Here is a 21,342-nt window from a genome sequence, read left to right as displayed (position 1 = left end):
AAGCTTGCTCGACGCTTGCGCATCATTGCACGATGACGTCGGCCTGGAGCGCGCCGGCCGTCTTGATCGCCTGGAGGATCGCGATGATGCCGGACGGCTTCAGGCCGATCTGGTTCAGTCCACGCACCAGGCGCTGGAGATCGACGCCGCTCAGAATCGCCACCTGCGATCCGGCCTCGTTGGCTTCGACGACGGTCTGGGGAACGACCACGGTCTGGCCCTGCGAGAACGGTGCCGGCTGTGACACCACGGGAAGCTCGGTGACACGAACCGTCAGATTGCCGTGCGTCACGGCGACGGTCGAGATGCGTACGTCACGCCCGATCACCACCGTGCCGGTGCGCTCGTTGATCACCACCCGCGCCGGCGTGTCCGGCTCGACCGTCAGCTCGCCGATTTCAGCCAGAAAACGGACCGGGCCGATATGGCGCGGCTTCGACAGCACTATGGTGCGGAAATCGCGTTCGAATGCGATCTGCGCGCGATAGCGGCCGCCGGCGAAGCGATTGATGGCATCGAGGATGCGCGTCGCGGTGACGAAATCGGGGTTCTTGAGCTCCAGCACCAGGAATTCCATCTCGTGGAGGCTTCCCTGCACCTCGCGCTCGACCAGCGCACCGTTCGGGATGCGCCCCGCGGTCGGCGTGCCCTGGCTGACGTTCTGAGCCTGGCCGCCGACGCTGTAGCCCGCGACCGTGACCGCGCCCTGCGCCACCGCGTAGACCGCTCCGTCTGCCGCGCGCAGCGAGGTCATCACCAGCGTGCCCCCGAGCAGCGACGTCGCATCGCCAAGGGACGACACGGTCACGTCCATGCGCTCACCCGCCCCTATCGAGGGCTGCAGGTCCGCGGTCACCATCACGGCCGCGACGTTGCGCGTGCGCAGCGTGGTCGGACGCGGGGGATTGTTGGTGCTCGTGGTCTCGTTCCTGACATTGATGCCCATGTTCTCCAGCATCGACTGCAGGGATTGCTCCGTGAACGGAGCGTTGCGGAGCGTGTCGCCGGTGCCGTTCAGGCCGATGACGAGGCCGTAGCCCACGATCTGGTTTTCACGCAGTCCCTTGATGTCCGCGATGTCCTTGATACGGACTGCGGCCTGGGCGCTGGCGGCAAAGACGAGGAGGACGAGCGCAAGCAGGACTCTGGTCATGATCCGTCCACGACCTTGACGGTGCCGTCCGGCTGGACGACGCCCCTGATGATCACGCCGGTGTCCGTGTTTCGGATCGGGATGAGCGCGCCGGGCGCGCCCGACTGCATGGCCGAGCCGTAGGTCACGATAGACAGGCCGCTATCCTCGACCACAACCTTGACCATGGCACCGCGCGCGACAGTCCAGGGGTCCTCCACCGAATTGCTCGGGATCGGCTGACCCGGCAGCAGCGTGCGCCGTGCCATGCGTCCGACCAGGACCTGGCGTCCTTCGATGAACATGGCGACGCCAAGCGCGTTCGGCGCGAAGGCGCGTTCCGTGATCATGTCGTCCCGGATCAGCTCGCCGGCGCGGATCGACACGGCCGGCACGGGAAGCCGCTTCTCCTCGGCCGCAGCAAGGCGCGCCGAGACCAGAACCAGCAGCACGGCGGCCAACCCGCGCACCATCAAGCCCACCCTGTTCAACATCGAGACACCGGAACTAGCGCATGCCCTTCGAGACCGTCTGGGCCATTTCATCCGAGGCCTGGATGACCTTGGCGTTCATTTCGTAGGCGCGCTGCGCCGAGATCAACTCGGTGATTTCCTTGACCGGATCGACGTTCGAGGCTTCGAGATATTTCTGGTTGATCTTGCCGTAACCGGAATCGCCCGGGAGTCCGACGACTGGCGTGCCGGACGCCGTGGTCTCGCGATAGAGATTGCTGCCCAGCGGCTCGAGGCCCGCCTCGTTGGCGAAATTGGCGAGGTTGAGCTGGCCGATCTGCCGCGCATTGATTTCGGTGTCCAGCTTGGCGAACACCTGTCCGGTCTGGTTGACCGTGACCTCGACGGTTCCCTGCGGCACCGTGATGGCGGGATCCAGCAGATAGCCGTCGATCGTGACGAGCTGGCCGTTAGCGTTGGTGTTGAACGAACCTGCGCGGGTGTATTGCACTTCGTTGTTCGGGCCGAGCACCTGAAACCAGCCCCGGCCGTTGATGGCCATGTCGTAAGGGTTGCCGGTCTGCGTCAGCGCGCCCTGAATGTGAAGCTTGCGGATGGCCGCCGACTTGACGCCAAGTCCGAGATTGGCGCCTTCCGGAATCGGCGACGAGCCGTTGACGTTCGTGACGCCCTGCATGCGATCCATCTGATAGAACAGATCGGTGAACTCCGCACGAGCCCGCTTGTACGACGTCGAGTTGATGTTCGCGATGTTGTTCGCAATAACTTCGATGTTGGTCTGCTGGGCATTCATGCCCGTGGCCGCAATGGCGAGCGATTTCACAGTGTCATTCCCTCAGGTCAAATCGACATACGAACGACTTCTTGGTAGGCCTGCACGACCTTGTCGCGAACCGCGACCGCCGTCTGCAAGGCCTGCTCGGCGGACATCAGCGCCTCCACGACGCGACGCGTCGATTCCTTGCCCTGCATCGCCGAGATTGACGCCGCTTCGCCCGCCTTCAGCGTTCCGATCGCGTCCGTCGTCACCTGCTTCATCACCGATTCGAATCCGACGTCGTCGGTGGACTGGATCGCGGTCGGCGCGGCGGGCGCGATGGCCTGCGCCTCGGTTGCGCGGGACGCCGCATGGCCCGCGGAAATCGCCGTGGATGAAATTGCCTCAAGCATTGTCAGCTCCTCAGCAGGTCGATGGTCATGCCCAGCATCGACCTCACCTGTTTCACGACCTGTAGATTGGCTTCATAGGACCGGTTGACTTCCCGCATGTCGGCCATCTCGATCATCATGTTGACGTTCGGCAGCTTGACGTAGCCGGCCTTGTCGGCGGCGGGATGCCCAGGATCGTACTCGACGCGGTACGGCGTGGTATCGACGCCGATCTCCTTGACTTTCGCGAGCTGCGCGCCCGAGGCGCGATCCAGCGCGGCGTCGAACGTGATGGTCTTGCGTTGATAGGGGTCGGCGCCGGCAGTGCGCCCCGTCGACGTCGCGTTGGCGAGGTTTTCCGAAACGATGCGCATGCGCGTCGACTGCGATTCGAGCCCGGAGCTCGCGACCGTCAATGACGCTTGCAGGGAGTCCAGCATTTCAATCCACCTCAGCTCTTCGCGCTCGACAGCAGCATGCGGTGAAACGACCGCACGATCGCCGAGTTCATCGAGTAGTCACGACTGACGTCGCTACCCTTGATCATCTCCTGCTCGAGACTGACCGAGTTGCCGGAGTGAACCACATCCCAGCTGTCCTTCTTCCCGGTCTTCCGCGTGTCGGTCTCGGCCGCAGACAATTGCATGTGCGAGGGCGACGTCGTCGCAAGCCTGACCGGCGTGTTGTCGAGCACCTTGTTGAAGGGCTCGACGTCGCGCGCCTTGAAGCCCGGCGTATTGGCGTTGGCAACGTTGGTGGCAATGGTCGACTGGCGGAGCTCGAGATACCGCGCCTGCGACGATGCGAGTTCGAAGAGATACAGCGGTCCCACGACAGCCCCATTCTGGTCCATTGGTAGAGAAGCTTAGGGGCGCAAGCTTTCGTCAGGCTGATGGAGCGGACGCAGTCCTCGGAAATCTACTGAACGTTCTCGGGCCGCGGCGCCTGCTTGGACTGCAGGAAATAGATGAGCTCGGCGACGGGCCGGAAGAATTCCGCGGGAATCACCTGGTCGACCTGCACCGCTTCATAGAGCGCGCGCGCGAGTGCCTTGTTCTCGATCACCGGGATCCGGTTTTTCTCGGCGACCTCGCGGATCTTCAGCGCGAGCACGTCCATGCCCTTGGCGACGACGACCGGCGCCGCGTTTTCCTCGCGCTTGTAGCGCAGCGCGATCGCAAAGTGCGTCGGGTTCGCGATCACCAGCGTCGCGCGCGAGGCGGAGGCGATCATCCGCTGGCGCGAACGATCGCGCGCCAGCGAGCGCAGGCGCGCCTTGATCAGCGGATCTCCTTCCGCCTGCTTGTGCTCGTCCTTGATCTCCTGCTTGGTCATGCGCAGCTCGCGCCGCCAGTGGAAGCGCGCCCAGGCGAGATCGATCGCGACCAGGACGATCGTGGCGATGCAGATCGCCGAGACGATCCGCATCGCGATGTTGAGAATCATTTCCGGAAGCGCGACCGGGTCGGTATACATCGCCTCGAACGCCTTTGCTTCGGACGAGCGGAGCACGAACGCGACGACGACGGTCACCGAGGCGAGCTTGAACAGCGACTTTGCGAACTCGACGAGGCCCTGCGTTCCGAACAGCCGGCTCCAGCCGCTGGCAGGAGAGATTCGCGAAAGATCCGGCATGATGCGCTGGAGCACCAGAGTGGGCGCGTTCTGCAGCAGCGACGCCGCCAGCCCGAACGCGACCAGGACGACGACCAGGGGAACCAGAAATCGAAACGCCTCGAGTCCCACCACGGTGAGGAGATTCAGCGCGTCCGCCCCGTTGCTGAGGGGGAAGCCGTCGGGATCGTCGAGAAGGCTTTTCAGCGTCGGCGTCAGCTGTTGTACGCCCTGGCTGATCAGGAACATCTGAATCACCATCAGCGCCGCCATCGACGCGAAGATGGACGCCTCCCGAGAGACCGGAATTTTGCCCTCTTCGAGCGCATCGCGGACTTTCTTCTCGGTCGGCTCTTCTGTTTTGCTCTCCTGGTCGGATTCTGCCATGCCGGTTCAGCGGTCAGCGGAAGACCAGCTCATCCTCCTGCTCGGGGTTGAGCTCGATTTCGCCCTTTTCCGCCAGGTCGAGCGCGAGGTCGGTGATGACACGCCGCGCCTCCAGCACGTCGCGCTGGTTCGACGGCTCGCCGATGGCGAGTTCGTGCTCCACGACGCGACGGACGCGCGAGGCGACCGAGGACAGGATCAGTTCGCGGAAGTGCTTGTCGGTCCCCTTCAGCGCGACGACGATGCGATCGGTCGGCACCTGGTCGAAGATCATGGTGCGCGCCTTCGGCGTCAGGTGGATCACGTCGTCGAAGGTGAACAGCAGTTCCTTGAGAACTTCGGCCGATTTCGGCCGCTTCTCAGAGAGGCTCTTCAGCATGTCCTCGATGTGGCCGCGCTCCATCTTGTTGATGATGTCGGCGACGCGGGCATAGGTGTCCGCGCCGAGGTTGCGGGCGAAATTCAGCGTCAGGTCTTCGTGCAGCGTCTTCTCGAGCACCTTCATCGCATCGTCGACGATCGGCTTGAGGCTGAGCACGCGCCGCATCAGCTCGTTGCGCAGGCTCGACGGCAGCTGGCTCATCACCTTGGCCGCGCAGGCCGGCTTGACCTTGGACAGGATGAGCGCCGCGGTCTGCGGATGCTCCTTGGAAAGGTAGGTCGCGAGCGAATTTTCAGACACCGACGAGACGCGATCCCACACCGACCGGCTCGAATTGCCGAGCAGGTCCGACATGATCGCCGAGACCTGGTCGGCCGGAAGCACGTCGCCGAGCACGGCCTCGAGCCCGCCGATCGTACCGAGGATGTTGGCGCCCATCGAGAACTGCTGGGCGAACTCCTCGACGATCCCCTCCAGTTCCTGTGCCGTGATCGGCCGCAGCTCGGCTGCGGCCTTGGTGACGATCCGGATATCCTGCGGCTCGAACTGCTGAAGCACGCTCGCGGCCGCCTGACGGCCCATGGCCAGCAGGAGCGCCGCGACCTTGTCCGTTCCGCGCAACGTGGCAACGCCTCGCTGCTTGATGGGAGCGATGCCGACCTGTGCCGCCATGGTCAGGTATCACCCTGCCCCAGCGGCCCGACGATCTCGGTGAGCGAAACGCCGAAGCGGGAATTGTCCTCTTCGACCACGACCACCTCGCCGCGGGCAACCACGCGGCCGTTGACCACGACGTCAACGGGCTCGCCGACGCGGTGATCCAGCGGCACCACGGCGCCGCGGCCCAGCTTCATCAGGTTCGCCACCGGAATGGTGGCCGAACCGAGCACCACCTGCATGGTGACGGGAATGCGCAGGATCGCATCGACGTTGGCGAACTTGCCGGTCTCCTCCGCGGTGCGCGCGGCAATTTCCGCCAACCGCTCCAGCGGAGACGTTTCGGCATCTTCCGTTGCAGATGCAGCTTCATAGTCGAAGGATTGCGCCATTTGGTCTCGCCTCTTGGTATTTCCGGTCCCGGTGCGTCTCAGCGCCCCGGTCGTGCGTGTTCGATCCGTCTCGGTTTCAATGCTTGTTCGCTTCAGGACCGCTCACGGTCGCGGCGGATTGGAGCCCGCTCCGCGCATCGAGCGCGGCGATCGCCTCGTGGGCCTGATCGATCTTCGTGCTCAGCACGTTGGCGAGCCGGCCCAGATTTGCAGTCGAATCGTGCGCCGCGGTGATGACCGTATCGAAGGCGCCCGCCGTCTCTTGGACGATGGTCGAGAACTCGCCCTGGTAACTGCGCAGCCGTGCCAATTCGCGGTGCATCTTCGTCACCCTCATGCTGGTGAAGGCCAGCGCAATCAGCAGCACGGCATCAACGAGATAGGATATCATCGACGAACTCCCTCTTCTGGTCGACCGGATCCGCCACCTGCATGGCGTAATAGCCATCAAGCTGGCCGATCTGACACCAGAACAGCACCTGGTTGTTGCTCTCGAGCCGCGCCAGCGTGCGCGGCGTGGCTTCGAGCTCGATCACCTGTCCGACATGGAACTTCACGACGTCGTCGAGGGATATCATCTTCTCGTCGAGCACCGCGCTCAGCGTGACCTCGGTCCGGTGAACCTCGCTCTCCATCTGCTCGCGCCAGCGCGGATCGGCCGCACGGCCATCGCTGACGACGACGTGTGCGAGCTTCTGCCTGAGCGGATTGAGCGCGGAGTGCGGAATGATGAGGAACATCTGGCCGCCGCGGTAGAGCGCCTGCAGCATGATGTTCGCGCAAATCGACATGTTGCCGCTGCGGCCGATCGCGAGCGATGCCATGGCGGTCTCGACCCGCTCGACGCGGAAGGTGACGTTGGACGTGCCGGCGAAGGCGGATTGCAGCGCCTTGGCGAACCGTTCGAACAGCGCCTGGACCAGGCGGATCTCGATGTTCGAGAACGTGCGCTCGACATCGAGCGGCGGCTCGGCGCCGTCGGACCCGAACATCGCCTCGACCATCGTGAACACGAAATCGCGGTCGAGCATGATGATGATACGGGAGTCCCACTGCTCGGCATAGAGCACGGCCGCGACCGCGTTGGCCTCGTAGTCCTTGATGATGTCACCGACGCGATCATTGGTGATGCCGTTGACGGAGAAGTAGCAGGGCGTTCCGGCGATCGGCTGAAGACTGTCGGTACAGGATGCCGCCATGCGATCGAAGATCACATTGAGCATCGGCATGCGCTCGATCGAGATGCCGGCCGCATCCAGCAGGTAGTTCGGCAGCTGCTTCCGTTGATCGACGTCGACGTTTTCCATCATCATGCGCGGGCAGCCTTCGGTTCAGCATCGGTCACGACGGCCTTGGGACCCGCAATCGTCTCGTTCTCGACGACGTCGATTGAGGGACGCTCGTTGCTCGAGATCATCTTGCGGCCGTGCTCGACCGCGATCTGCGGCATGGCGCCGTTCATGAAGGCCAGCAGCGTCTGCTTGACGATGATGTAGGGCCGGCAGCGCTTCTCGCGTGTCATCTTGATCTTGATCGCGAAGGGCGAAATGATGCCGTAAGACAGGAAGATGCCGGCGAAGGTGCCGACAAGCGCCGCACCGATGAAGCCGCCGAGCAACTTCGGCGACTGGTCGAGCGCGCCCATCGCCTTGATGACGCCGAGCACCGCGGCGACGATGCCGAGCGCCGGCAGCGCTTCGGACACCGTCACCAGCGAATGGTAGGGCGCCAGCTTGCTCTTCACGATGGTGTGGATCTCCTCGTCCATCAGCGCTTCGATTTCGTGAGTGCGCGCGTTGCCCATGATGATGAGGCGGACATAGTCGCAGATGAACTGGAGGAGCGAGGGGTCGCCGAGCACGCTCGGGAACGCCTTGAAGATCTCGGAGGACGCGGGATCGTCGATATGCGCCTCGACCTCGTTGCGGCCCTTGCCGCGCAGCTCGCGCATCAGGGCGTGGAGGGCTCCCAGCAGGTCGAGATAATAGCGCTCGCCCGGCACGGCACCGGTGACGGCCTGGACGCAAGCAAGCCCGGTATCAACGACCGTCTTCCATGGATTGGCCATGATGAAGGTGCCGGCCGCGGTCCCCATGATGATCACGAATTCCCACGGCTGCATCAGCACGCCAAGATGCCCGCCCATGGCGGCAAATCCGCCAAGCAGCGCCGCTACCGTGATGACAACCCCCACGAAACTGCCCAACGCGCCGCTCCATCGTCGATCCCATCGGGAATACCTATTCGGCGACGCTTGCGCGAGGCTGGCTTGCCGTTCGTCAGCTTCGCGCAAGCAATTCACGGCAGCTTGGGATGGTGTCGCAAGTGCGGCCAGAGAGGCGCGGGTCATGCTATCCACCATCGCGGACTACACCAGACTGACCAAGGACATGGGTAAGTCGCTGACGCAGGTCGCGACGGAGCCGGATGTCAGCCGCGAGACGGATTACTTCCTGAGCCATATCGGCAACGTGAAGACCGTCGACGATTTCCTGAAGGACTATCGCCTCTATTCCTACGCGATGAAGGCCTATGGCCTCAGCGACATGACCTATGCCAAGGCGTTCATGCGCAAGGTTCTGACCGAGGGCGTCTCGGACAAGGATGCCTTCGCCAACAAGCTGTCCGACACCCGCTACCGGCAATTCACCACCGCCTTCAATTTCGCCGCCCTCGGCGACAAGGCGACCCAGGCGACCGCGGCGACGACCGGCACGGCGACCCAATACGTCACGCAGACGATGGAGGAGAAGGCCGGCGACCAGAACGAGGGTCTGCGGCTGGCGCTCTATTTCACCCGCAAGGCCTCCACCATCACCACCGCCTATCAGATCCTCGCCGACAAGGCGCTGACCCAGGTGGTCCAGACCGCAATGGGCTGGTCGTCGACGATCAGCTCGTCCGACATCGATGCCCAGGCCAAGATGATCACGAACAAGATCGATCTCACCGATTTCCAGGACCCGGCCAAGGTCGACAAGTTCGTGCAGCGCTTTGCGGCGATGTGGGACGCGACCCAGGCCCAGAGCGACACCTCGACCAACCCCGCGCTGGTCCTGATTGCCGGCGCGTCGTCGACGTCGGTCAGCCTGGACACCGACATGCTAACGAAGCTTCAGTCCATCCGGCTCGGAAAGTAACTCATGCAATCGGCTCTCTATGTGGGATTGTCGGCGCAGGTCGCCCTCGAAAAGCGCCTCCAGACGATCGCCAACAACGTCGCCAACGTCAACACGGCGGCATTCCGCACCGACGTGGTGAAGTTCGAGACCGTTCTGTCCAAGGCGGGCGCGAACCCGGTCGCCTTCTCCTCGCCCGGCGACAACATCATTTCGCGCGAAGTCGGCAGCATTACCGAGAGCGGCAACCCGCTCGACGTCGCGGTGGTCGGACAGGGCTGGATCGCCTTCGCCGGCCCGAACGGCACCGTCTATACGCGCGACGGCCGCCTCCAGATCGCCCCCAACGGCGATCTTCAGACGGTGTCCGGCTTTCCCGTCATCGATGCCGGGGGCGCGCAGATCACGCTCGACCCGAACGGCGGACCGGTCGCGATCGCGCGCAGCGGTGCGATCACCCAGGACAACAACGAGATCGGCTCCATCGGACTGTTCAACATTCCCGCCGACGCCAATCTCGAGCGTTACGGCAATTCCGGCGTCACGCCGGACCGGCCCGCGACCGCCATCGCCGACTTCTCACGCGACGGCTTCAAGCAGGGCTATGTCGAGGGCTCCGGCGCCAATCCGATGATGGAATTGACGAAGCTGATCGCAGCCTCGCGCGCCTTCGACGGCACCAATTCGATGATCGAGGGCACCGAGAGCTCGCTCCAGAATGCAATCCGGACGCTGGGCGAGCCCGGCAAGTAAAGTGCGCCTCGCGCGCAATGAGGGTGGACAGTTTCCTTGAACGCTCTTCGGCAACTCGAGTGGGCGCTGCTGGAGCTTCAGCAGAGCACTCCCCTGGCAAGCGTCAGCGGCGCGATCTCCGAGATCGCGCCGACGCATTTCCGCGTTTCCGGCCTGTCGCGCTTCGTCAGGCTTGGCGAACTGATCGGCGTCAACTCCGGCGGCAAGCCCCAGATCGGCGAAGTGATCAGGATCGACAGCGAGGGCATCGTCGCCAAGCCGTTCGACCGGCAATTCGCCGGCGGCCTCGGCTCGGTCGCCTACCGGATGCCGCCCCTGTCCTTCGCGCCCGATCCGAGCTGGAAGGGCCGCGTCATCAACGCGCTCGGCGCGCCGCTGGACGGACAGGGTCCCCTCACGCCCGGGTCCCGGCCGGTGTCGGCGGAGGCCGAGGCGCCATCGGCGATGAAGCGCGCACGCGTCCACAAGCCGCTGCGGACCGGCGTACGCGTCATCGACCTGTTTGCCCCGATCTGCGCCGGCCAGCGCGTCGGCATATTTGCCGGCTCCGGGGTCGGCAAATCGACGCTGCTGGCGATGCTGGCGCGCAGCCAGGGCTTCGACACCGTCGTGCTGGCGCTCGTCGGCGAGCGCGGCCGCGAGGTGCGCGAATTCATCGAGGACGTGCTCGGGGCCAACCGCAGCCGCGCCATCACCATCGTATCGACGGGAGATGAAAGCCCGATGATGCGGCGGCTGGCGCCGAAGACCGCCATGGCGGTCGCCGAATATTTCCGCGACCGGGGCGAATCGGTCCTGCTCGTGGTCGATTCGATCACCCGCTTCGCCCACGCCGCCCGCGAGGTCGCGCTCGCCGCCGGCGAGCCTGCGGTCGCGCGCGGCTATGCGCCGACGGTCTTCACCGACCTGCCGCGCCTTCTGGAGCGCGCCGGGCCCGGCGAAGAGGGATCCGGGACGATCACCGGCATTTTCTCCGTGCTGGTCGACGGCGACGACCACAACGAGCCGATCGCGGACACCATCCGCAGCACTCTCGATGGCCACATCGTGCTCTCCCGGCACATCGCCGACCAGGCGCGCTATCCGGCCGTGGACGTCCTGGCCTCGGTCTCCCGCCTCGCTCACAACGTCTGGGACCCCGAGGAGCGCGAATTGGTGAGCAAGCTGCGCACCATGATGTCCAAATACGAGGACACGCGCGACCTTCGGCTGATGGGCGGATATCAGGCGGGGCGTGATTCGGGGCTCGACCAGGCCGTCGATCTGGTCCCGCGAATCTACAGCGCGATGCGGCAGGACGCCTCGGCGCCGCCCAGCGCCGATCCATTCCGCGAGCTCCGGGACATGCTCAAGGGCGACTAGGTCGTGGACTCATAAGCTCGGAGCCAAAGTCTCGTTGATGCCAGCAGAACAGCGGCGAGGAAGTTTCTAGCGAGTTTGTCGAAGCGCGTAGCGACGCGGCGGAAGTGTTTGAGTTTGCAGAAGAAGCGCTCGATCATATTGCGCTGGCGATAAAGACCCGGATCGACCGAGCGCTGAACTTTACGGTCCCGCTGGGTCGGGATGTGCGCCTCGCTGCCGCGCTGGCGAACCAGTTCGACGATGGCCTGAGCGTCGTAGCCGCGATCGGCAATGAGCGCGCGGGCCGGCGGCAGTCCCTCAAGCAGGGCTGCCACGGCGGCCTTGTCAGATGCCTGTCCGGCGGAGAGCACGATCCGCAATGGAAGGCCATTCTCATCCACGACGGCGTTGATCTTGGTGCTCAGTCCTCCACGAGAACGGCCAATGGCGTGATCCGGGCCCCCTTTTTACCGCCGGCTGCATGCTGGTGAGCGCGAATGATCGAAGAGTCTATGAGGTGCAGGGATCCGGGTGATTGCGCCGCAAGTGTCTCGAAAATCCGCAGCCAGACGCCAGCCTTCGACCAGCGGTTATAACGATTATAGGCGGTCGTATAAGGCCCGTAGCGACTGGGCAGATCGCGCCAGGGCGAGCCCGTCCTCAAAACATAAAAGATCGCATTGATGATGCGTCGGTCGTCCACCCGTGCCACGCCCCGCGGTTTGTTGGGCAGCAGCGGTGCGATCAAACGCCACTCGGTCTCCGAAACATCGTACCGGGCCATGATCAAGGTCCTCCTGGGACCTTGAATCACGACAAACCCAAACGCTCAATGGTTATGGGTACAGAACCTAGCCGGACGGGGCGGCGGCGCGGCCCCCGCCCGTGGTCGCAGCCTTGCTGATTATCGCGATAGTTGACCACGCGCGCCGCCCGCGTCCTGGGCCTGCGCGCCCATCGCCGCCGGCCGTTTCCACCGCCGGCGCATCAACCGCTCGGTGGAGTAGCGCGCGGCCAGGTCGCATCCGGTCGAACCGACCCATCCCGCCGCCGTTGCGGTGGCAACCGTGACGTGCAATCCTAACGAGTTCCCTTGGCGATTCCCTGAAGGATCGCGGAAGTTGTGGATGACGCGCCGATGAGCGCCATCGTCATGCACAAGCTTCCATCAGTTTGCATCAACGTCGGACAGCAACGCGCTGTGCAATCAAACCGTCGCACAATTGCGTGCAAATAGCTTGTTGCGCTGCATATTGCGATCACCATCATGTGTCCCGAAGAGCGCGATTGTCTTGAACGTTACACTCGTCTGCAGCGACATCCAGTCTCGGAGAGCGTCTCTACTTGATTTTGTTGAGAAGCTCATTCATCGTTTCAACGGTACATAAGAAACGTCTGCGTGTGACTTGAACTCAGGGGCTTCGGGTGAACAACTCCGATCCATCGTCCGATCGTGGCGGCAACTCGGGCTTTCGTTCGACGACGCAACGACTGGCATGCCAACGGCGGCATCGCTTTTCGCCCCGCACCTTGCAGTGCCCATCAGTCCAGGTCGGATGCCGAGTAGTCCGTGCTTTCGCGCGAGAATCGGGCACGGCGGACGCGTCGGGCATTGCGGGTAGTAGGGCTTCTCGCGAAAGATTCGTGCACAACGGCGGAAGGCGACTTCGGGGCGCCGCAGACGTGATTCCCGGGGCGAGGTAGGAATTCATGCCGTTGGCACGTGAAGCTGTCGAGCTGCTGGTTCAGGCGGCGAGAGCTTGGTATTTCGAAGGCAACCAGCATGGACTGCGCGACCGGGAATGGATGGCGTTGCGTTTTCTCGGCCGCGCCAACAGATTCTCGCGCACCCCCTCGGCACTCGCCGGCTTCATCGGCGCGACCAGGGCGACGGCATCGCAGATCGTGAAGACGCTGGAGGGCAAGTCCTTCCTGGTGCGAAAGCCATCGCACGAGGACAAGCGCTCCGTGGTGCTCCACGTCACGGCGCAAGGCGAGAAATGCCTGAGCCAGCACGACCCGATCAACCACGTGGTGAACGCAGTCACGGCGCTCGGAACCGACGAGTGCATCAGGCTCCGCGACTCGCTCCGCGAGATCCTCAACCACCTCGACACGGCGCACCAGCGACTCGATGCCAGCATCTGCCGCGATTGCATGTTTCTCGCCGAACGCAGTCCAGCTACTGGCAAGGGACGCTCCACCGCGGAATTCATGTGCCGACTGTATCGCGCGCCTGTCTCGCTCGAGGAGACCGAACTGCTTTGCACGAGCTTCGAGCGCACCCGCGACCGCCCGAAGATCGAGGGGCATCTCGACCGCGCGCGTGTGGCGAGCCAGGGCTAGAGCGAAGATCCGCGCCGTGACGAAACCGCAACTTCCGCGCGGATGGCGGCGCCAGAGCTTACGCAAAATTTCACGACGATATCGTTCCTTGAAACGCGTATAGGCGTCCGCGTCCTCATCGTCGTTGCTGTGCAAGTTGCGAGCGCAATGACGGAGCAAAGTGCACCGCGCCGCTCACTCTCGCGTCCCGGACAAGCTGCAACGCGTATGCCGCGTGGAGGACGCGCGTGAACGCGCTTATGGCGTTGCGGCGCTGCGTCCGGGGCACGAAAAGCGAGTGAGGCCGCACTCTCTCAACTTCGTCATTGCGAGCGCAGCGAAGTAATCCAGAGTCTTTCCGCGGAGGGATTCTGGATTGCCTCGCTGTGCTCGCAATGACGGAGCTTGGAGCCACGGCTGCGTCTCCAAATACCACTGTCTTTCCCCGCCACCGGGTCTCGCCTTCGGCGAGCCCGATGACAGGCTCCGGCGGGGGATCGAGTACGCCGCGGCCTCTCGACTCCATCACGATCGCCTCGGGGCTACTGGATCGTCCGGTCAAGCCGGACGATGACAGCGAGTGTGTGGTTGCAGACACGACTTCGCAGCCTCGCGGCTGATCTCGCCCGAGCTCTGCTTGATCTCTCCACCCCTCCAATCCAGGAGGGCGCAGGGAAGACCGGGTGCCGGCGTGCACCCGCGGTCTGCTGCGCGAAAGGTAGCGCAAAGAGACCGCACAGCAGCATACAGGTGTCGCCGATCACTCGGCCTTCCCTGCGCGATGGTCGGACGGCTTATGCCGTGCTCTCCCGGGAGCCGAGTTCCCTCTGGCCTCCCTCGCCCCGCGAATTGACGATGCCGTCCGCCCGGTTGGGCTCGCGCACATCTCCGCTGAAGGCTTGACCGTAGCAACGACGGCCAGGACCACACGGTTTTGCCGTACGCATCAGCGCCGCTCGTCCGCACGCGGCCACGGGCTCACAGGGACTACCCGCCCTGCCCGCACCTCTCGCGCACGACGCTGCCGCGTCCACCGCAGGCCCGGCTCGCATATCGTGACGACGTACGATCGCCCCTCAAGGATGAGCCGGGATGGGCGCCATATACGATAATTCCGAATTTCGATAAAGCGGAATATTTTTGCAAGAAAGGGGTGACCGAGAGTTTGGGCGTTTTGCCCGTCGGGCAGCGCAAGGCCTAGTAGCGCTCCATCCGGTCTGCGAATCTTCAACCAACAAAAAAACACCCGGCGGTTTCCCGCCGGGTGTTCGATTCCAGTCTTGCGACAGGTGTTACCAGTTGCGCTGAGCGCGGAGGAGCAGGGTGATGCTGTCCTGATCCTTCAGCTCGTACACGGCAGCCGGCTTGGCGGTCGCGCCGGATCCGGAGTAGCCGACAGTGCCGGCGTACTTCTGGTCGAGGTGCGTCCAGTTCAGGTCGGCCGAGAACGTCAGGTTCTTGACCGGGGTCCAGCGGGTGATCAGGCCGATCTGGCCGATGGCGAAGTCCGGGTTACACGAGGTAACGCCAGCCTGAGCCACACCCGTGACGAACACGCCGCCGACGCCGCAAAGTGCGTTCTTGGCGAGCGAGCCGTACTGAGCCTGAGCGTAGGCACCGTACAGCGCGGTGTTCCAGTAGGGATCCCAGTTGTGGGTGTAAGCACCGCGGAAGCCCCAGGTCTTGACGGTCTCCTGCGAGCTGCCCGTGATGTACACGGTATCAGGAGCATTGGCGAAGCCGACGCTCTGGTAGGCAACGCCCGAGCTGCCGAACATCGAGTAGGAGCTGCCCGCCAGGTTCTGGAAGTTGTAGCGGGTCGCACCGTCGGTGTAGACGGCCGACACGTTGATCACGTCACCCGCACCGGTCGGGATGTTCTTGATCGACAGAGCGAGCTGAACCGCCCAACCCCACTTGTCGTCGGGGTGGCCAGTGGCTTCGTTCGCGCCGTAGTAGGCAACGTGGTTGTCATGCGCGGCAACCGACGCCTGGAAGAGACCCCAAGCCTGGTCGACACGAACCATACCAACGAGGTTCGGCGAGCGCGTGCCGCCAATCGCGTTGGTGCCGTAGCTGCCACCGATCATGCCACCAGCGGTCGCGCCGGTGAGGTTCTGGTTGCCAGCCTGATAATAGGCCGAGGTATCTTCAGCCGAGAAAGCTGCCGTCACGCCCTGACCGAAATCAGCGGTGTAGGTGAACTGGGTGACGCCAGTGACCGTGCCGCTGCCGCCGACGAGACCGTCGAAGTTGTTGCCGGGATAGTTGGTCCAGGGCGCGTCGAACTGCGACACGGCCTTACCCATGGTGAAGCCAGCGAACTGGATGAAGGCGTAGTACACGCCGAGCGAACCGGCCGAGGTGTTGCCGTCGGTGCCGTTGATCGAAGAACCAACCAGCGCCGGGGTCGCACCCGAGGTGTTGAGGCCGAGCGAGCCGGTGTAGACGGTGCCACCGGTGGCGGAGCCCGAACCCTGATAACCGCCGGAGGTCCAGGAGAACACGCCGTCGAAGAAGGTACGGACGACGCCGTATTCGGTCGCGGTGCGCGTGTCGATGTTGAGGTCTTCACGAGCGCGCATGGTGTAGTAGTTGCTCAGGCGGTTGTGCGCACCGGCGGGGGAGCCGTTGGCAGCGCCGTAGACGCTGTTGGTGCCCAGCGCGACTTCAGCGCGCAGGTAACCACCCAGCTTGATGCAGGTGTCGGTGCCCGGGATGTAGTAGAAGCCGGCGCCGTACAGCGAGCAGATCTTCACGTATTCGACCGCTTTGGCCTTCACGGGAAGATCGGCTGCGAACGCACCGGAGGCGGCCATCAGGCCGGCTGCCGAGCCGAGAAGAAGCGTCTTCGTAAACTTCATTAGTAAACCTCCAGGTCGGTTCAGGGGGCTCGGCTCCTCGTCGGAGGCCGCTTTACCCACTTCAATTTCCGTTCAATTCAGGCCCGCACTGAAAGTCCGGACTGAAACGACAGTGAGGTGCCCCCCCTCCGTCGTGGCTTCACGTATAGTTTATAAAAACAATCGCCTCAATTCATTGATTTAATGAAGCGTAACTTCCGGGGGAGTTGTTGCTGGAGGGCAACAGGGAGGCCCGCAATGCCAGATAAGCCTGTGGCTTAAAAGTAAAAAGCCCTCAGGGGGCATCCCGAGGGCTTTCTTGGAGGTCTCACATTACTGGCTCATTGAGACGGTCAAGAGCAGCAAAGATTGAGTGGAGCGAGACATAATTTAATTAATTGATTTTTGCAAGCACTAAACAACCGGGCCGTTACCGTCGCGCGGTATCCGCTACTATCGTCGGTGCGCGATACCCGAGACGCCTCCCAGATATCCCATTAAAAGAATGATCCAGGGGAAACGGGGGAGCCACATGATCGAGAAAAAACTCGACAGGGCGATTACGGACTTCATCTGGAATGTCGTCGAGATTCACTCTCAGATGGAGAACATCCACACCAGCTGGGCCGGACTGCTGGGCATTACCGAGCCGCAGTGGCTGATCCTGATGGCCATCACCGAGCTGGACCAGGGCGGAGGCGTCGCCGGCATCGATATCGCAAACAAGCTGCGGGTCCACCCGGCCTTCGTCACCAACCAGACCAAGGCCCTCGAGAAAGCCGGCTTCCTGTCGCGGCGGCCGGGCGCAGACGACGCGCGCTTCGTCCTGATGTCGCTGACGGCAAAGGCGACGGCGGAGATCGAGAAACTGTCCAAGCGAAAGCTCGCCTTGAACTCGACCATGTTCAACGAGGTCGACGAGAAGACCCTGGCCGATCTGAACATTGCGCTCGCAACGATTGCCAAGAATGCCCGGCTGGCCGCACGTTTGCTGGCCATCGACGTTTCGTGATCCGCTGACGCCGGGGCGCAGGCTGCGGAAGGTGCTCGGCCTGCATGGTTCGAGACCCGCGTTTCGAAGGATGGGCCGCAGGCAAGCTATATGCGCTGGCCCCGCCGATTAAAGGCAAGTCACGGGATCAAGCTGGCGGACGATTCCAAGCTTGTTGGCGAGCCATTCGAAAATGACATCGTCCACGGCGACGAAGTTCTCGACCTCGCCCAGCGGGTGCGGGATGCAGTTCGGCACGACGGTCGAGCAATCGGCTTCGGCCTGCCGATAGAAGGCTTGCAGCTCGAGAGCATCCTCCTCCGAGACCATCGAACGAGTCCCGGCGACCACGAGCAGCGGGCAAGGGATTCGGTGCGACGGCAACGACGAACCCGCCGGGGTCCCGTCACGAACGCCCGGCTGAGCGCCGATCATCCAGCGCAGCGATGCGCGGCGCATGATCGGCGCCACGATGCCGCCGTCGCACACGGCGGCAGCCGTCCTGCGATCCAGCAAGGCAAGGCCGGACGCATGACTGGCGGCCGCCCCTTCGCCATAGACCGCGATCCGCCGCGAATCGACGTCCGGGCGAGCCTCCAGATAGTCCAGCCAGCATTGAAGAACATGCTCCGGCTTGACCGGGCGGCGAACGGACGAATGGCCGGCATCGATGAACAGGAGCGACATGTTCCGGCGACGTGAGGCCGGCAACAGCCTGCTCATCATCGAGCCGAGGGTGACGTCCTCGTCACTGACGCAGATCACCACGGGCGCGGAAGGCCCGTCACGGAACGCCGGCAGAAAGTAGCCGGCAAGCGAGCCTTGATCGAACCCATCGATCTTCACGCGCTCGATCGCCGGACCGGCGTCCTCCTCGAGGCCTTTCAGGTTGATTCCGACCTTGTCTGCGAGGTCGGTACTCGCGGGGTCTCCGGGACAGGACACGTTTCTCGCGACTTCAAGAGCCGTCAGCGAGCACAGCCACGCTTCCCGCGCCACCTGAATGGAGCCGTCTCCGCGCGCGGATTCGGCGAACGCCCGGTACTCGTCCGCGATCCTCGACCAGTCCGAAACCCACAGATTCCTGTGCGACTCGCGCACGAGCTCTGCGACGGACAGACCTTCGAAAAATTCGGATGCGCGTTTCCGCAAATCTGAAAGGCTACGACCGGCGCCGTCGCAGGAGCCGTGAGGCCAATGATCACCTTCCATTTCAGTCCCCGAACGGCGAGGTCGCAGACCCCGCGTTCGATCCACCTTCTGGCGTAACGAGATCAGGCCCGACGATCGCCCCATCTTCGCCTTGCTCGGCGAAGGCATTGCGCGAAACGGTCTGTATTGCAAGCGAGCCGGCTTCGATTGAAACTCCAAGCCGACTCAACTCAATCGTCACGTCCCCGCTCCGTTGCTGATCCACAGTCATTCATGCGCCCACTCTGCCACTTTTGCGCCGCCGGCTTTGTAGTTTTTTGTTGCGGTTGACGGCGAAAAAATACTTCATTTGCCGGCGGATGAGGCATCCTTGTGTAGGCCGTCACTGTGAATGCGCGATAACGCAAGGAATGCGGCGAATCGCCGCTTCATCGATGCGGAATGTCGATCTGGCGAGAAAAAATCGCGAAGCGAATCCTCAGTGCCGCTCATCTGTCCGCGCGGAACGTGACGATGTACGATAGCACCTCTCAGCGCGTCCGAATGAGATAAATCCGAATTTCTGCCAACCGGAAGCGTCTGTGCACGCAGGGCCGTGGCATGGGTGGAGCCCAGCGAAATAAGGGGCTCCCACCGCCCTTATGGACCTCCCCGCATCACGCTCTGTTTTAATCCGGGTCACGGAATATTCGGGGCTTCCTTGTATGCATTATCCCAGTTGCCATCCAGGGGCAGTTCGCTTTAGATGCCGGCAATTCGCCCCTGGATGACGGCCGGGGCCCAAAAAATCAGCACAATTTCTCAAAGGGACGAAACATGGCGCGCAACATCCTGATTCTCGGGGCTTCCTACGGCTCGCTGCTGGGCACGAAGCTCCTGATGGCGGGGCACAACGTGACCCTGGTCTGCCGCGCCAAGACCGCGGAGCTGATCAATCGCGATGGTACCGAGGTGCGCATCAAGTTGCGCGATGAAGCCGTGCACCGCGCCATCTTCTCGCGCGACCTGCCCGGCAAGCTCGACGCCGTGACGCCGGTCGATGTCGACCTGTCCCGTTACGACATGGTCGGCCTTGCGATGCAGGAGCCGCAATACACCAACCACACGGTCCGCGTTCTCATGATCAAGATCGCCGCGGCGAAGCTGCCGTGCCTGTCGATCATGAACATGCCGCCACTGCCCTATCTGAAGCGAATCCCGTCGCTCGCAGGCATGGACCTCGAAGAGGCCTACACCAATGCGCAGGTGTGGGAGCGGTTCGAGCCGGGGCTGGTGACGCTGTGCTCGCCCGACCCGCAGGCATTCCGTCCGCCGGAGGAGGCCGCGAACGTGCTCCATGTCGGCCTGCCCACCAACTTCAAGGCATCGGTATTCGCCGACGAGAAGCACAACAAGGTGCTGCGTGAGCTCGAAGCCGATATCGACGCGGTGACGCTCGACGGCCACGACGTGCCGGTGAAGCTGAAAGTTTTCGACTCGCTGTTCGTGCCGCTGGCGAAATGGTCGATGCTCCTCACCGGCAACTACCGCTGCATCACGCCGCACGAGCCGCAATCGATCCGCGACGCCGTGCACGGCGATCTCAAGCGCTCGCAGACGATCTACGAGCATGTCGACGCGATCGCCCGGCGGCTCGGCGCCGATCCGCAGGACCAGGTGCCGTTCGCCAAATACGCCAAGGCCGCCGAAAGCCTGCTCAAGCCGTCATCGGCCGCGCGCGCGGTCGCGAGCGGCGCGCCCTTCATCGAGCGCGTCGACCTGCTGGTGAAGCTGATCTCGCATCAGCTCGGCGTGCCCAATGCCGAGATCGACCGCACGGTCGAGACCGTGGACCTGAAGCTGAACGAGAAGATCGTGCAAGGCGGATCGGGCGCGCAGTAGCGCGAGCTCCGTTCCTGGCGAAAAGCGCCGGCGCTCACGCGCTGAGGAACGATTGAATCCAGATCAGGCCGGTGACCGCGACCAGCGTGACCGCGCCGATCCGCGTCACGATCTCGGGGTGCCCAAGCCGGCGCGCGCCGCGGCCGAGTGTTGCGCCCAGTGTGATCCACGCCGCCCCGGCCGTGAGGATCTGAAGCGCGATCACCCCGAGCCACGGCAGCAGTTCGAGCGGCCCGACCTGGAGCGGCAGAAGCAGGAAGGCGAAGACCAGCGCCTTCGGGTTCAACAGGGTCGTCAGCAGCACCTGGCCGAACGTCACCGCAGCACCGTCACGCAGCTCGCGTGTATTGACGCGCCAGAGCATGACGGCGAGGCACAGGATGTAGATCGTCACCGCGACGCGGAGCACGATAGCCGCAAGCGGAATATCGCTGACGATGGGACCGAGCGCCGTCCGCAGCAGCACAATCGACAGCAGATAGCCACACAGCTCCGCCGCAAGCAGGTGAAGCGAGCGCGCGACGCCGATCCCTGCGCCCGATGTCGCGAGCAAGGTGTTGGTCGGCCCAGGCAATGCCAGCAGGAAATAGGTCGCCGCCAAGAAGGTGAGAAAACTCATACGATCAGATAGCAGGCTCCCGGCCGACCGCCTTTGATCTGTGTCATGCGACGAGGCCGCAGACAGTTCCCGGTGTGACGCGCAAGCAACGCGCCATGCGTTGCTCTTCCGCCCGCGCTTCGATCACGCGAA

Annotated in this window: 22 protein-coding genes; 6 read left to right on the top strand and 16 right to left on the bottom strand. The window is 63.5% G+C overall.

Translation table 11 applies throughout. From position 1 onward, the window contains the following. Window positions 1-22: 22 nt before the first annotated feature. From flgI to motA, 12 genes are all read right to left on the bottom strand, one after another. Complete coding sequence (flgI, locus tag WHZ77_RS06675) at window positions 23-1,153, bottom strand: flagellar basal body P-ring protein FlgI (protein ID WP_375312951.1); 1,131 nt, start codon at window positions 1,151-1,153, stop codon at window positions 23-25. Beyond that, window positions 1,150-1,605, bottom strand: a complete 456-nt coding sequence (gene flgA, locus WHZ77_RS06670; protein WP_375312950.1) for a flagellar basal body P-ring formation chaperone FlgA — start codon at window positions 1,603-1,605, stop codon at window positions 1,150-1,152. Before flgA ends, flgI begins: the two co-directional genes overlap by 4 nt. Before the next feature lie 34 nt (window positions 1,606-1,639). Then, complete coding sequence (gene flgG, locus WHZ77_RS06665; protein WP_014440015.1) at window positions 1,640-2,428, bottom strand: flagellar basal-body rod protein FlgG; 789 nt, start codon at window positions 2,426-2,428, stop codon at window positions 1,640-1,642. A gap of 17 nt (window positions 2,429-2,445) precedes the next feature. Beyond that, window positions 2,446-2,775, bottom strand: a complete 330-nt coding sequence (locus WHZ77_RS06660; protein WP_375312949.1) for a flagellar hook-basal body complex protein FliE — start codon at window positions 2,773-2,775, stop codon at window positions 2,446-2,448. Window positions 2,776-2,777: 2 nt separating this feature from the next. Next, on the bottom strand, window positions 2,778-3,194 hold the full coding sequence (gene flgC / locus WHZ77_RS06655; RefSeq protein ID WP_143841560.1) for a flagellar basal body rod protein FlgC: 417 nt from the start codon (window positions 3,192-3,194) through the stop codon (window positions 2,778-2,780). Window positions 3,195-3,205: 11 nt separating this feature from the next. Next, window positions 3,206-3,607: a flagellar basal body rod protein FlgB gene (gene flgB / locus WHZ77_RS06650; protein WP_375312948.1), complete on the bottom strand. Its 402-nt coding sequence runs from the start codon at window positions 3,605-3,607 to the stop codon at window positions 3,206-3,208. Window positions 3,608-3,672: 65 nt separating this feature from the next. After that, window positions 3,673-4,755: a flagellar biosynthesis protein FlhB gene (gene flhB, locus WHZ77_RS06645; protein ID WP_375312947.1), complete on the bottom strand. Its 1,083-nt coding sequence runs from the start codon at window positions 4,753-4,755 to the stop codon at window positions 3,673-3,675. A gap of 13 nt (window positions 4,756-4,768) precedes the next feature. Continuing rightward, the gene (locus WHZ77_RS06640) at window positions 4,769-5,809 is read right to left on the bottom strand and encodes a flagellar motor switch protein FliG (protein ID WP_014440010.1); all 1,041 of its coding nucleotides are present in this window, start codon (window positions 5,807-5,809) and stop codon (window positions 4,769-4,771) included. A gap of 2 nt (window positions 5,810-5,811) precedes the next feature. Continuing rightward, window positions 5,812-6,186: a flagellar motor switch protein FliN gene (gene fliN / locus WHZ77_RS06635; RefSeq protein WP_211375466.1), complete on the bottom strand. Its 375-nt coding sequence runs from the start codon at window positions 6,184-6,186 to the stop codon at window positions 5,812-5,814. Window positions 6,187-6,262: 76 nt separating this feature from the next. Beyond that, window positions 6,263-6,577: a hypothetical protein gene (locus WHZ77_RS06630; RefSeq protein ID WP_375312946.1), complete on the bottom strand. Its 315-nt coding sequence runs from the start codon at window positions 6,575-6,577 to the stop codon at window positions 6,263-6,265. After that, window positions 6,558-7,499: a flagellar motor switch protein FliM gene (locus WHZ77_RS06625; RefSeq protein ID WP_151647925.1), complete on the bottom strand. Its 942-nt coding sequence runs from the start codon at window positions 7,497-7,499 to the stop codon at window positions 6,558-6,560. Before WHZ77_RS06625 ends, WHZ77_RS06630 begins: the two co-directional genes overlap by 20 nt. Continuing rightward, the gene (gene motA, locus WHZ77_RS06620; protein ID WP_162006165.1) at window positions 7,496-8,392 is read right to left on the bottom strand and encodes a flagellar motor stator protein MotA; all 897 of its coding nucleotides are present in this window, start codon (window positions 8,390-8,392) and stop codon (window positions 7,496-7,498) included. Before motA ends, WHZ77_RS06625 begins: the two co-directional genes overlap by 4 nt. Window positions 8,393-8,534: 142 nt before the next feature. Between motA and WHZ77_RS06615 the strand changes: the two genes are divergently transcribed. From WHZ77_RS06615 to fliI, 3 genes are read left to right on the top strand one after another with little or no spacing between them, the layout of a single operon-like run. Beyond that, complete coding sequence (locus WHZ77_RS06615; protein WP_375312945.1) at window positions 8,535-9,326, top strand: DUF1217 domain-containing protein; 792 nt, start codon at window positions 8,535-8,537, stop codon at window positions 9,324-9,326. A gap of 3 nt (window positions 9,327-9,329) precedes the next feature. Next, window positions 9,330-10,058 carry a flagellar basal-body rod protein FlgF gene (gene flgF, locus WHZ77_RS06610; RefSeq protein ID WP_375312944.1) on the top strand — a complete coding sequence of 243 codons (729 nt, stop codon included), beginning with the start codon at window positions 9,330-9,332 and terminating at the stop codon, window positions 10,056-10,058. Between the two features lie 36 nt (window positions 10,059-10,094). Then, a complete protein-coding gene (gene fliI / locus WHZ77_RS06605; RefSeq protein ID WP_375312943.1) occupies window positions 10,095-11,420 on the top strand; it encodes a flagellar protein export ATPase FliI in 1,326 nt (441 codons plus the stop codon). On the opposite strand, the gene WHZ77_RS06600 is transcribed toward fliI, so the two are convergent. Next, window positions 11,417-12,183, bottom strand: a protein-coding gene (locus tag WHZ77_RS06600) for an IS5 family transposase (RefSeq protein WP_339026611.1) whose coding sequence is annotated in 2 segments (ribosomal slippage) — window positions 11,417-11,859 and window positions 11,859-12,183 — 768 coding nt in all. Because the reading frame shifts where the segments join, the coding sequence is not laid out codon by codon here. The two genes, fliI and WHZ77_RS06600, sit on opposite strands and share 4 nt — an antisense overlap. A gap of 926 nt (window positions 12,184-13,109) precedes the next feature. On the opposite strand from WHZ77_RS06600, the gene WHZ77_RS06595 reads away from it, so the two are divergent. Further along, the gene (locus WHZ77_RS06595) at window positions 13,110-13,745 is read left to right on the top strand and encodes a MarR family winged helix-turn-helix transcriptional regulator (protein WP_375312942.1); all 636 of its coding nucleotides are present in this window, start codon (window positions 13,110-13,112) and stop codon (window positions 13,743-13,745) included. 1,271 nt (window positions 13,746-15,016) lie between these two features. Here WHZ77_RS06595 and WHZ77_RS06590 read toward each other — a convergent pair. Then, window positions 15,017-16,588 (bottom strand): porin, encoded by a 1,572-nt coding sequence (locus WHZ77_RS06590; protein WP_375312941.1) that lies wholly within the window; start codon window positions 16,586-16,588, stop codon window positions 15,017-15,019. 511 nt (window positions 16,589-17,099) lie between these two features. Between WHZ77_RS06590 and WHZ77_RS06585 the strand changes: the two genes are divergently transcribed. Next, entirely contained in the window at window positions 17,100-17,579 is a 480-nt protein-coding gene (locus tag WHZ77_RS06585) for a MarR family winged helix-turn-helix transcriptional regulator (RefSeq protein ID WP_375312940.1), read from the top strand. A gap of 108 nt (window positions 17,580-17,687) precedes the next feature. Here the strand turns inward: WHZ77_RS06585 and WHZ77_RS06580 are convergent, their stop codons facing one another. Further along, window positions 17,688-18,770, bottom strand: a complete 1,083-nt coding sequence (locus WHZ77_RS06580; RefSeq protein ID WP_375312939.1) for an alpha/beta hydrolase family protein — start codon at window positions 18,768-18,770, stop codon at window positions 17,688-17,690. A gap of 756 nt (window positions 18,771-19,526) precedes the next feature. Here WHZ77_RS06580 and WHZ77_RS06575 point away from each other — a divergent pair. Then, window positions 19,527-20,591, top strand: a complete 1,065-nt coding sequence (locus tag WHZ77_RS06575; RefSeq protein ID WP_014439998.1) for a ketopantoate reductase family protein — start codon at window positions 19,527-19,529, stop codon at window positions 20,589-20,591. Between the two features lie 34 nt (window positions 20,592-20,625). Here WHZ77_RS06575 and WHZ77_RS06570 read toward each other — a convergent pair whose 3' ends face one another. Beyond that, window positions 20,626-21,210: a LysE family translocator gene (locus WHZ77_RS06570; protein ID WP_375312938.1), complete on the bottom strand. Its 585-nt coding sequence runs from the start codon at window positions 21,208-21,210 to the stop codon at window positions 20,626-20,628. Window positions 21,211-21,342 lie beyond the last annotated feature (132 nt).

It is taken from the genome of Bradyrhizobium sp. A5 (assembly GCF_042076515.1).
In the GTDB taxonomy this organism is placed as follows: Bacteria; Pseudomonadota; Alphaproteobacteria; order Rhizobiales; family Xanthobacteraceae; genus Bradyrhizobium; species Bradyrhizobium cosmicum.
This window is presented reverse-complemented; position numbering and strand designations above follow the sequence as displayed.